Origin of the sequence: Streptomyces sp. AK02-01A (genome assembly GCF_033795305.1) — a bacterium.
GTDB lineage: Bacteria > Actinomycetota > Actinomycetes > Streptomycetales > Streptomycetaceae > Streptomyces.
The window spans coordinates 1-11062 of sequence record NZ_JARBAE010000086.1; the positions used below are offsets into that span (position 1 = coordinate 1).

At 71.5% G+C, this 11062-nt stretch carries 10 protein-coding genes and 1 riboswitch; of the genes, 7 read left to right on the top strand and 3 right to left on the bottom strand.

Annotated elements, in window-relative coordinates:
• Positions 1–124 precede the first annotated feature (124 nt).
• A riboswitch (SAM riboswitch) is annotated at positions 125–242 on the top strand.
• 199 nt (positions 243–441) lie between these two features.
• Positions 442–1839: an aminotransferase class V-fold PLP-dependent enzyme gene (locus tag PV679_RS35340; RefSeq protein WP_319685384.1), complete on the top strand. Its 1398-nt coding sequence runs from the start codon at positions 442–444 to the stop codon at positions 1837–1839.
• Between the two features lie 22 nt (positions 1840–1861).
• On the opposite strand, the gene PV679_RS35345 is transcribed toward PV679_RS35340, so the two are convergent.
• Positions 1862–2143: an Lrp/AsnC ligand binding domain-containing protein gene (locus PV679_RS35345; protein ID WP_319685385.1), complete on the bottom strand. Its 282-nt coding sequence runs from the start codon at positions 2141–2143 to the stop codon at positions 1862–1864.
• Positions 2140–2850: a rhomboid family intramembrane serine protease gene (locus PV679_RS35350; protein ID WP_319685386.1), complete on the bottom strand. Its 711-nt coding sequence runs from the start codon at positions 2848–2850 to the stop codon at positions 2140–2142. Before PV679_RS35350 ends, PV679_RS35345 begins: the two co-directional genes overlap by 4 nt.
• Before the next feature lie 154 nt (positions 2851–3004).
• Here PV679_RS35350 and PV679_RS35355 point away from each other — a divergent pair, with 154 nt between their 5' ends.
• From PV679_RS35355 to PV679_RS35375, 5 genes are all read left to right on the top strand, one after another.
• Positions 3005–3247, top strand: a complete 243-nt coding sequence (locus PV679_RS35355; protein ID WP_319685387.1) for a hypothetical protein — start codon at positions 3005–3007, stop codon at positions 3245–3247.
• A 35-nt stretch (positions 3248–3282) separates the two neighbouring features.
• The gene (locus PV679_RS35360) at positions 3283–4647 is read left to right on the top strand and encodes an NYN domain-containing protein (protein ID WP_319685388.1); all 1365 of its coding nucleotides are present in this window, start codon (positions 3283–3285) and stop codon (positions 4645–4647) included.
• A gap of 320 nt (positions 4648–4967) precedes the next feature.
• Positions 4968–5990 (top strand): NlpC/P60 family protein, encoded by a 1023-nt coding sequence (locus PV679_RS35365; protein ID WP_319685389.1) that lies wholly within the window; start codon positions 4968–4970, stop codon positions 5988–5990.
• Positions 5991–6233: 243 nt separating this feature from the next.
• Entirely contained in the window at positions 6234–7265 is a 1032-nt protein-coding gene (locus tag PV679_RS35370; protein WP_319685390.1) for an NlpC/P60 family protein, read from the top strand.
• Between the two features lie 35 nt (positions 7266–7300).
• Positions 7301–8545 (top strand): hypothetical protein, encoded by a 1245-nt coding sequence (locus PV679_RS35375; RefSeq protein WP_319685391.1) that lies wholly within the window; start codon positions 7301–7303, stop codon positions 8543–8545.
• Here PV679_RS35375 and PV679_RS35380 read toward each other — a convergent pair.
• Positions 8521–9780 (bottom strand): glycosyltransferase 87 family protein, encoded by a 1260-nt coding sequence (locus PV679_RS35380; protein WP_319685392.1) that lies wholly within the window; start codon positions 9778–9780, stop codon positions 8521–8523. The genes PV679_RS35375 and PV679_RS35380 overlap by 25 nt on opposite strands.
• A 99-nt stretch (positions 9781–9879) precedes the next feature.
• On the opposite strand from PV679_RS35380, the gene PV679_RS35385 reads away from it, so the two are divergent.
• Entirely contained in the window at positions 9880–11034 is a 1155-nt protein-coding gene (locus PV679_RS35385) for a glycosyltransferase family 4 protein (protein WP_319685393.1), read from the top strand.
• Positions 11035–11062: the final 28 nt, after the last annotated feature.

Below are 11062 nucleotides of genomic sequence, written 5' to 3' on the forward strand. Positions count from 1 at the left end.
TCGGGGGCCCACGGGTGTTACAAAATGGTTTTCTTCGGCAGCTTTAGATGTTGTTAAGGGGAAGGGTCCGACTTGGGGACGTGGCCTTGGGCCGCTCCCGTCGCTGTGCCATAATTTCGCCCAAGGTCATGAGCGACAGCGATTTAGGCCCCGGCTCGCTGTCCGGCAACCCTCCGTCCGTGGCGGGGTGCCCCGGGTGAAGACCAGGCCGTAGGCAGCGAGGTCTGCGGCAAGCGCGGACCCCTGCCACCTTTGGGGTCCTGGTCCTCAAGGGAGCAGTCTCGTGAGCAAGCGAATGCGCTAGGGCTTTCCGGCCCCTTCTTCAGTACGCCTCCGCACGGTCACTCCGTGTGTCGAGGTATTCACCGCGCCTGTGGCCGCTCTGTCGTGCCGCCGCGCGGGTCCTTGAAGCCGCTCCGCCTTGTCCTGGGAGATATCGCCATGTCCGCGTACCCGAATGCCACCGTCACGAAGACCCAGTCCGACGACCCCGCCTGTGCCGCTCCGCTGCCGGTGCTCGGACGCGAGGTCACCGTCCCGCTCGTGACCGGCGGGGAGGTCACGTATGCCGCGCTGGACTACGCCGCCAGCGCTCCGGCGCTTCAGCGGGTGTGGGACGACGTCGCCGCCTACGTCCCGTACTACGGCAGCGTGCACCGGGGCGCCGGCTATCTGTCGCAGCTCTCCACCGATCTCTTCGAGAACAGCCGCCGTACGGTCGCGGAGTTCCTCGGCTGCCGCGCGGACGACCAGGTCGTCTTCACGCGGTCGACCACCGACTCGCTGAATCTGCTGGCGGCCGTCGTGCCCGCCGACTGCGAGGTGTTCGTCTTCGAGACGGAGCACCATGCCTCGCTGCTGCCCTGGCGGGACGCCCGGGTGACGTATCTGGACGCTCCTCGCACCCAGGCCGAGGCCGTCGCCACGCTGGAGGCCGCGCTGGCCGGCCGGGACGGCCGCGGGCCGGCGCTGGTCTGTGTCACCGGTGCCTCCAATGTGACCGGTGAGCTGTGGCCGGTGCGGGAGCTGGCGGCGGCGGCGCACGCCCATGGCGCCCGTATCGTCCTCGACGCCGCGCAGCTCGCTCCGCACCACCCGGTGGACATCACCGAGCTGGACGTCGACTGGGTGGCCTTCTCCGGGCACAAGCTGTACGCGCCGTTCGGCTCCGGTGTGCTCGCGGGCCGTGCCGACTGGCTGCGGGCGGCGGAGCCGTATCTGGCCGGCGGAGGCGCCAGCCGCGCGGTGGCGCGCCGTTCCGACGGCGGTGTGGACGTCGACTGGCACACCACGGTCGCCCGTCATGAGGCCGGTTCGCCCAATGTGATCGGTGTGTACGCGATCGCCGCCGCCTGCAAGGCGCTGACCGAGGCCGGCTTCGGCCCGCTGGCCGCGCGCGAGCAGCGGCTTGTCGGCCTGGTGCGGGCGGGCCTGGCCGAGGTGCCCGGCGTCAAGGTGCTGTCGCTGTTCGGCGACGACGCTCCGCGCGTCGGCGTGCTGTCGTTCGTGGTCGACGGGTGGAACAGCTCGCATTTCGCCGCCGCGCTGTCGGCGGAGTACGGCATCGGCGTCCGGGACGGTCTCTTCTGCGCCCATCCGCTGGTGCGGACCCTGCTGGACAGCGACCCGCAGGAACCGGGAGAGTGCGGCGCTCCGGAGGCCGCGCCGGGTGAGCGCTCGCTCAACGCGATCCGTGTCAGCTTCGGTGCCGGGACGCCGGACGAGCATGTGGAGCGGTTCGTCCGGGCGGTCGGCGAGCTGGTGCGCGAGGGCGCCCGGTGGAACTACCGCACCGAGGACGGCCGCTGCGTCCCGGACCGGGACGGCGCCGCCGCGTAACCGGAGGCCGGGAGAAGCGGCCTTACGCGTCGAGACCGATGGCGAAGGCCGCTTCGAGGTCGTGCTGGGAGTACGTACGGAACGCCACATGGGTGTCGGTGGCCTCGACACCTTCGATCTTGCTGATGCGGCCCGGGATCACATCCGCCAGATCGTCGTGCTTCGGCACCCGGACCATCGCGATCAGGTCGTAGGTGCCGGTGACCGAGAAGACCTCGCTGACGCTGTCCAGGGCGGCGATCGACTCCGCGATCTCGGGGATCCGGGCCACGCTGGTCTTGATGAGCACGATCGCGGTGATCACGGTTGGCGTTCTCCCTCGGTGGCCGCGGATTTGCCTTTCATTCTATCGGTACGCCAGTAGCGCGCCGAGGCGTAGAGCAGGCCGGTCCCGAAGCCCACCACATGCGCGAGATAGGCGACCCCGGGACCGGGTCCCGCGCTCCGCGCCGCCAGCCACTGGAGCACGAACCAGAAGATCAGCACGATCCAGGCGGGAAAGCGCAGCGGCAGAAAGAGGAGGAACGGGAAGAGGCTGGTGACGCGCGCTCTGGGGAAGAGATAGAGGAAGGCGCCGAGCACTCCCGAGATCGCTCCCGAAGCCCCCACCAGGGTGTGGTCGGAGGCGGCGTTCACGGCCGCGTAGGCGACGAGCGCGAGATAGCCGACGACGAGATAGAAGAGTGTGAACTGCACCCGGCCCATGCGTTCCTCGGCCATCGCTCCGAAGACGAACAGATAGAGCATGTTCCCCAGCAGATGCAGCCAGTTGCCATGCACGAACAGCGCGGTCAGAGGGGTGAGAAGAGGGTGCGGGGAGCCCTGTATCAGCTCGCTCGGGATGACGCCCCACCGTTCGAAATAGGCGCTCTGCGCGGCGAGGAGCGCGTCGCCCGTTCCGTATCCCGGATTGAAGCCCGACACCGGACTGACCAGGAAGGCCAGACAGCAGAGGCCGATCAGTCCGTAGGTCACCACCGGCCCGCCGGCCGCCGTCCGCCAATTGATCACGGACAGAGCATGGCGTACCGGGACCGAATGGCACAGAGTGCCTCGCCGCTCCCGGGGCTACCCGCTAGGCCGTAGGGTTACGGGGAGTACATCCGCCAGTTCGACGGCGCACCGCGGGAAACCGCACAGGGGACGACGAGAAGAGGACGGCACGATGACAACGGTTCCTCCGGCGACGGCCACCACCCGGTGGCGCTGCACTTTGTGCGGCAATCTCACGCGCTTCGATGTGACACGGTCGTCGAAGGTCGTCGAGTACGTCCATCTGGACCTGGCCGGGGAGCCTGAGGTCGAAGAGCGCGAGGTGGTCAGTGAGACCATCGAGTCGGTGCGTTGCCGTTGGTGCAATGCGGTGGACCAGATCGAACTGGTGGACAGGCCGGGCGCCGGTTCCTGAGGGAGCCGCCCGAAAGGGTAGTGGGGTGACGGATCGTGGAGCAGCCCGCGAGTGGTGCTGAGCCGGCCGGTGCGGTCGGCGGTGGCGCCGCCGAGGCGCTCGACCGTCCGCTCCCGGACGGGGTGCGGCACCGGGTCATCGCGCTGGTGTCGGATGCCTTCGGCGGTCTGACCGTCACCGAACTCCCCGTGCAGCTCAGGCAGTACGCCCGATTCGCGCCGAACCGGCGCGCGAAGTTCGCGGGCAACGCGATGGCGGCCGCCTTGGAGAGCGATCCGTTGTTCCGGCAGCGGATCGGCGAGCGGATCGGCCAGTCCCAGCCGGAGCTGGCCGCCGCTCTGGAGTCGGGATCGCCGCCCGCGGCCGCGGACCCCGTCGATGTGGCGGCGGCCGCGTATGTGCTGCGTCCCCCCGGATGGGTGAAGTTGGTGGCCGCCGCGGGTGAGGAGGCCCAGCGGGCGGACGCCGAGCGCGCCGACGAGGAGACCCGTCGCGAGCTGGAGCGGCTGCGCGAGGAGCTGGCCGTCGCCAGGGCCCAGACGAAGAGCGAGACCGACCGGCTGCGCGCCGAGCTGGAGGCGGCCCGCAAGGAGACGGAATCGCTGCACCGCAAACTGCGCAGCGCTCAGAGCGACATAAAACGGGGCGAGGCCGCCCTGCGTCGGACGAACGCGGAGACCGAGGCGTTCAGGGCCGACGCCGCCGCGCAGGTGTCGGCCGCCGAGAGCGAGACGCGCCGGGTCAAGGCGCGGCTGGGTGAGGCGGAGTCGGCGGTCGAGGCGAGCCGCAGGGCCGCCCGTGAGGGCCGCTCGGTCGAGGACATGCGGCTGCGGCTGCTGCTGGACACGGTGCTTGAGTCGGCGCAGGGGCTGCGGCGTGAGCTGGCCCTGCCGCCGGCCGCGGCCCGGCCCGCCGACACGGTCGACGCGGTCGAGCCGGGCCGGATGTCTCCGAAGGATGTGGCGGCCCGCGCGCTCTCGGAGACCGATCCCGCACTGCTCGACCAGCTTCTCGCGCTGCCGCAGGCGCATCTGATCGTGGACGGCTACAACGTCACCAAGACCGGCTATCCCACGATGCCGCTGGAGAAGCAGCGGCTGCGGCTGCTGGGCGGGCTCGCCATGCTCGCGGCCCAGACGGGCGCCGAGATGACCTGTGTCTTCGACGGCGCGGAGCTGGCGGCGCCGGTGCTGCTCGCGCCGCCGCGCGGCGTACGGGTGCTGTTCTCCAAGGCGGGAGTGACCGCCGACGAGTTGATTCGTCAGCTCGTCAGGGCGGAGCCGCCGGGCCGGCCGCTGGTGGTGGTCTCCACCGACCGGGAGGTCGCGGACGGAGTGGCGAAGGCCGGAGCGCGGCCGGTCGCGTCCGCTTTGCTGCTGAAGCGGCTTTCGCGCGTCTAGTCAACTCTTGTGCTCAATGACCGAATTGACTGTCCGATGGCGGAGCGCACTGTCGAATGTCCGTCACTGGCCGTGCGATGAACGTAAATTATGTGTCACCTGACAGGGAATTTTCTCAAGAGGATTTGAACTGATCACAAGAAGGTCACTAAGGTCAGGGCTCGAACCTTCGCGCGGTTGATCACCCATCCGGGGTGGCAGCGAAGGAACCGCCGATTTCACGTGGTCCAGCCCAGTTCGCGGGGGAGCTGAACGCGTGGAGCCAGGGCTTCCGTCCCCACTGGCCCGGTAGGCGGCTGAGGAAGAAGGAGCTCGCCTTCGTGGCGTCCCACCGTCGTCCCAAGCAGCCGAGCCGTGCCCGTGTGACCGTGCTCACCGCGACCGCCGCCGCTGCCGTCGCCCTGACGTCCCAGGCCGCTCACGCCGACCCGAAGCCGAGCAAGAGCGATGTCAAGGAGAAGGTCGACAAGCTCTACGAGGACGCGGAGAGGGCCACCGAGAAGTTCAAGGGCGCCGAGGAGGAGCAGGACAAGCTGGAGAAGCAGGTCGACGCTCTCCAGGACAAGGTCGCCCGTGGCCAGGACGAGCTCAACGAGCTGCGTGACGGCCTCGGTTCGATGGCCAGCGCCCAGTACCGCACCGGCGGCATCGACCCCGCCATACAGCTCTTCCTCTCCTCGGACCCGGACAGCTATCTGGCGAAGGCGTCCACGCTCGACCAGGTGAGCGCCAAGCAGGCCGAGACGCTCCAGCAGATCCAGGCGAAGCAGCGGTCTCTCGCGCAGGAGCGCCAGGAGGCCCAGGAGAAGGTCAAGGACCTCGCGGACACCCGCAAGGAACTCGGCAAGAAGAAGGACGAGGTCAAGGCCAAGCTCGCCGCCACGCAGAAGCTGCTCAACACGCTCACCGCGCAGGAGCGTGCCGCGCTCGCCGACGACGAGTCCCGCGCCAGCCGCGCCACGTCCCGGGCGGACCTCGGCAACGCCGTGCCCGCCTCGCAGCGTGCCTCCGCCGCCTTCGCCGCCGCTCAGAGCAAGATCGGCACGCCGTACGTCTACGGCGCCAGCGGTCCCAGCTCCTTCGACTGCTCCGGGCTCACCTCGTGGGCGTACGCCCAGGCCGGTGTCTCCATACCCCGTACCTCCGAGGCCCAGGCCAACGCCGGTACGCGCCTTTCGCAGAGTCAGCTCCAGCAGGGCGACCTGGTCATCTTCTACGGCGACTACCACCACGTCGGCTTCTACGCGGGCAACGGCCAGGTGCTGCACGCGCCCAAGCCCGGTGCCTTCGTGCGCTACGAGGCGATCGGCAACATGCCCTTCCAGTTCGGTGTGCGTATCTGACGCACAGCGAATCACACGCCGCTGACACCGCCCATTCGGGCGAATTACGGCAGCTCTCGCTGACACCGCGCCCCGCCGATGACCTGTGGTCAACGGCGGGGCGTCACTGTGTGTGCGCGAGACGGTCGTTGGCCGCTCCGTGATCATGCGGCTACTGTCTGCTCCGCGCGGCTCCGGCCAACGGTCCGCCCGTCGGGCGGCAGGAGCCGCGCGTGTGTACAGCGAAAGGGAGTGCGGCTTCCAGTGGTGTCCCATCGCCGCTCCTCACAGTCCGGTCCGGGCCTCGGCGCCCGTGGCACCACCGTGGTGGCCGTGTCCGCCGCCGCCACAGCGGCGGCTCTCGGAGCCGCCCCGGCCGGCGCCGATCCGCAGCGGACGCCCGAGACGCCCCGGGCCAAGGTCGACCGGCTCTACGAAGAGGCGGAGAAGGCCACCGAGCTGTACAACAAGGCGGGCGAGCGGGCACGGCGGCTGCGCTCGCTGGTCGGCCGGGCGCAGGAGCGCGCGGCCCGGGGCCAGGAGCAGGTCAACCGGATGCGAGGAGCGCTCGGTTCGGTGGCGGGCGCCCAGTACCGCTCCGGCGGCATCGATCCGGCCTTCGCCCTGCTGCTCTCCTCGGACCCCGACAGCTATCTCGACAAGGCATCCGTCCTGGACCGGATCGGTGAACGCCAGTCCGGAGTCCTGCGTGAACTCCAGCAGGCCCAGCGGAGACTGGGACAGGAACGCATGGAAGCCGCCCGGGACCTCGCCGAGCTGGAACGCAGCCGGGCCGCCGTCGCCCGTCACAAGCGCACCGTCGAACGCAAACTCGCCGCGGCGCGCGAGCTGTTGAACTCCCTGCCCGCCGCCGACCGCGAGTCCTTCGAGCGTGCCTCCCGCTCCGGCCGCGACGCGCCGCTCCCGCTCTTCGGCGGCGCGCCGTCCTCCGCACGGGCCGCCGCGGCGCTGCTCGCGGCCCAGCGGGCCGTCGGCCGGCCGTATGTGTGGGGCGCCAACGGCCCGACGGGCTTCGACTGTTCGGGGCTCACCCAGTGGTCCTACGCCCAGGCCGGAGTGGGGCTGCCGCGCACCTCCCAGGCGCAGCGGTACGCCGGACGGCGCGTCCCGCTCTCCGAGGCGCGCCCCGGCGATCTCGTGGCCTACCGGGACGACGCCAGCCATATCGCGATGTACGCGGGCAACGGACAGGTGATCCACGCGCCGTATCCCGGCGCCTCGGTGCGCTACGACCCGGTCGGCATGATGCCCGTCTCCTCCGTCACCCGCGTCTGACCGCGTCGCCGGGCCCACCCCGTACGATCGGCTGGATGACCGGTCAGGGGCGTACCGCGAGAGGACCGCACGGCGGCGCGCGCCGGTGTGCGGCCGTGCTGTGGCTCGCCGCTCTGCTGCTGGCCTCGGCCTGCTCCGCGCCGTCGAAGACCCCGGACGCCGCCACCGGAGCCGTCCGGGCCGTCCTGGACCGCTGGGCGGCGGCCGTCCTGGACCGGGACGAGCACGCGTATCTGGCCGCTCTCGATCCCGCCGCCACGGCGCTGCGCGCCACCGCGCGCGCGGAGTTCGAGAATCTCGCCGAGGTGCCGCTCGGCTCCTGGGAGTACCGGCTCACCGATGTCGCACGCGCCGGCGGCCGGGCCACCGTGCGGGCGGAGCTGCGTTACCGGCTCGACGGCTACGACAGCGCGCCGGTCTCGACACCGCGCGTGCTGGAGCTGGGCGAGCGGGCCGGCCGCTGGTACGTGACCGGCGACCGGCCGGACAAGGGCGGCACGCGACAGCTCTGGGAGCAGGGCGCGGTACGGGCCGTACGCGGCGCCGGCGGTCTTGTCCTCGGTGTCGGGCAGAGCGATGAGCGGCTGCGCGGGATCGCGGACTCCGCCGGCCTCGCCGTGCCCGCCGTCGACGACGCCTGGCCGGGCTCGTGGTCCCGGCGGGTGGTCGTGTTCGTGCCCGGCTCGCTGGAGGCCATGGGCGGGCTGCTGGGCGCGTCGCCGGCCGGTTACCGGGGCATCGCCGCGGTCACCACCGGAGAGACCGGAGGCGCGGGCGCGTCGCCCGCCGACCGGATCATCGTGAACCCCGACGCGTACGGCGCGCTCGGCGACTTCGGGCGGCGGATCGTCCTCACCCACGAGACCACGCACGTGGCGACCCGCGCGGCCACCTCGGCCGCGACGCCCACCTGGCTGTCGGAAGGCTTCGCGGACTGGGTCGCCTATCGCGGTACGGACCGGCCGGCCGGCCGGATCGCGCCGGAACTCCAGCTCGCCGTCCGCCGCGGCGAACCGCCCGCCGCTCTGCCGTCCGACGAGGACTTCGCCTTCGGCGGCGACGCCGACCGGCTGGCACGGTCGTACGAGAGCGGCTGGCTGGCGTGCGAGCTGATCGCCGGAGACTGGGGCGAGAAGCGGCTGACCGACTTCTACCGGGCCGTGGGCGCGCACGGCGGGCGCGACGGCGCGGTGGAGAAGGCGATGAACGACGTCCTGTCCACGACCCCGGACGACTTCACCGCGCGATGGCGGGCCTATCTGAGAGAGCGGCTGGCCTGACCCGTCCGCCCGCCCGGTACGCGCGGGACGGCTGCTTCGGCGTCCGCGCTCTCCGGCGCCGCGTCCCGCCGCGGCCCGCAGACCGTACCGCGCCACAGCCTTCGGCAGGCGCTCAGCGTGGCGGCGGCCAGCAGGCCGTTGCGGACGAACAGCAGCAGCACGCCCAGCGGATCGCCGTTCACGACATGCGCGAAGAGAAGCGGGAATTCGAGCAGTGTGACCGCCGTCGCGGCCAGGACCAGCACGGCCGGCAGGCCCATACGGCTGGTCCTCGGCAGCAGGCAGACGGCGGCCAGGCCGACCAGCCAGAGCAGATACTGCGGACTGATCACCCGGCTCGTGGTGGTGAACAGCAGCACCGCGGCGAACGCCGCGTCGGGCAGCGTGCTCGCGGTGAACTCGCGCGCCCTGAGCCGCCACCCGACCAGCCAGCCGAAGGCGAGCACGGACAGCCCGAGCGCGGCCGTGCTGACCACGGCGACATACGGCCCGACGAACTCCACCGAGCCGTAGTTCAGCGCCGCCCCGCCCCGCCAGCCGAAGTGCCGCGCCACATGCAGGACCAGAGCGCCCAGTGATTCGATCTCGGTGCCCCGGTCGCGCTGGAAGGTGAGAAACGACAACGCGCCCGGCATCGTGGCGCAGGCCGTCCCGGTCAGGACCACCGCCGTACCGGCCGCGGCGGCCCACGCCCGGCGAGTGGCCCGGCCGGGCGTGGTTCCCACCAGCAACAGCAGCGGCCACACCTTCAGCAGTGCGCCGAACCCGGCCAGCACGCCCAGCAGCCGTGGCCGGCGGGCCCCGGCGAGCAGCGCGGCCACGGCCACCGCCGTCACCATCAGGTCGTATCGCGCGTACGAGGTCGGACCGAGCAGCGGCACACCGGCGACCCACACCCACGCTCCCCGGGCGCGGCCCGCGCGCAGCAGCAGTCCGAGGACCACCGCGTCGCAGAGGAACGTCAGCACGAAGAAGGCGGAGGTGTAGCCGAGGAACGGCAGGACCGCCGGTGAGGCGACGGCGAGCGCCGCCGCCGGCGGATACTGCCAGGTCACGTCGGACAGCGGATACGTACCGGTCCTCAGCACCTCGTACCAGCCCTGATAGATCACCGAGACATCGGCGGTGACGTCGGGCCCCGGCAGCGTGAAGACCTTGAAGACACAGAGCAGCAGCGCCGTCCTGGTGAGGACCCACACCGCGACCGGAAACCGTGTGCCGTGCGCGCCCGCCATGACCACCCCGTCCGATTCCTACGTGATTGCGCACATCATGATGGCGTGCGGGCCCGCGCGGGAGCGATGAGGCAGGGCCGTTGGGTACTGTCTGCGGCGATGCACAAGACATTGATCGTGACCAATGACTTTCCGCCCAGGCCGGGCGGCATCCAGGCGTTTCTGCACAACATGGCGCTCCGCCTGGACCCGGAACAGCTCGTCGTCTACGCCTCCACCTGGAAGCACGGGCGCGAGGGCACCGAGGCGACCGCGGCCTTCGACGCGGAGCAGCCCTTCACCGTCGTACGCGACCGTACGACGATGCTGCTGCCGACGCCGCGGGTCACCCGGAGGGCGGCCGGGCTGCTCCGTGAGCACGGCTGCGAGTCGGTCTGGTTCGGCGCGGCGGCACCACTCGGTCTGATGGCCCCCGCGCTGCGCGGGGCCGGCGCACGGCGCCTTGTCGCCACCACACACGGCCACGAGGCCGGCTGGGCGCAGCTACCCGCCGCCCGGCGGCTCCTGCGCCGCATCGGTGAGTCCACGGACACGATCACCTACCTCGGCGAGTACACCCGCTCGCGCGTCGCCGCCGCGCTCACCCCGGCCGCCGCCGCCCGCATGGTGCGGCTGGCGCCCGGCGTCGACGAGAAGACCTTCCACCCGGGCTCGGGCGGATCCGCGGTCAGGGAGCGGCTCGGCCTGGCGGGACGGCCCGTCGTCGTCTGTGTGTCCCGGCTGGTGCCGCGCAAGGGCCAGGACACGCTGATCCTCGCCCTGCCCGCGATCCTGGCCCGGGTCCCGGACGCCGTGCTGCTGATCGTGGGCGGCGGACCGTACGAGCAGGAGCTGCGGAAGCTGGCGCGGCAGACCGGAGTGGCCGACTCCGTACGCTTCACCGGCGCCGTGCCGTGGGCCGAACTGCCCGCCCACTACGGCGCGGGCGACGTCTTCGCGATGCCCTGCCGCACCCGCCGCGGCGGCCTGGACGTGGAGGGCCTCGGCATCGTCTATCTGGAGGCGTCCGCGACAGGTCTGCCGGTGGTCGCCGGCGACTCGGGAGGCGCGCCCGACGCCGTACTCGACGGTGAGACCGGCTGGGTGGTCCACGGCGGCCCTCCGCAGACCGCCGCGGCGGAGTCGGCGGAGCGGATCGTCGCGCTGCTCCAGGATCCCGAGCTGCGGCGGCGGATGGGTGAGCGGGGCCGGGAGTGGGTCGAGGAGAAGTGGCGCTGGGACCTGCTCGCGGAAAACCTCAGAGCACTGCTCTGAGGTCTGTCGTGGCGGCGGGGGTTGGTGG

What these genes read in the sequence shown, in the direction of transcription:
- PV679_RS35340 (WP_319685384.1), top strand. Translation starts at nt 442, where the DNA reads ATGTCCGCGTACCCGAATGCCACCGTCACGAAGACCCAGTCCGACGAC.
- PV679_RS35355 (WP_319685387.1), top strand. Translation starts at nt 3,005, where the DNA reads ATGACAACGGTTCCTCCGGCGACGGCCACCACCCGGTGGCGCTGCACT.
- PV679_RS35375 (WP_319685391.1), top strand. Translation starts at nt 7,301, where the DNA reads ATGACCGGTCAGGGGCGTACCGCGAGAGGACCGCACGGCGGCGCGCGC.
- PV679_RS35380 (WP_319685392.1), bottom strand. Translation starts at nt 9,780, where the DNA reads ATGGCGGGCGCGCACGGCACACGGTTTCCGGTCGCGGTGTGGGTCCTC.
- PV679_RS35385 (WP_319685393.1), top strand. Translation starts at nt 9,880, where the DNA reads ATGCACAAGACATTGATCGTGACCAATGACTTTCCGCCCAGGCCGGGC.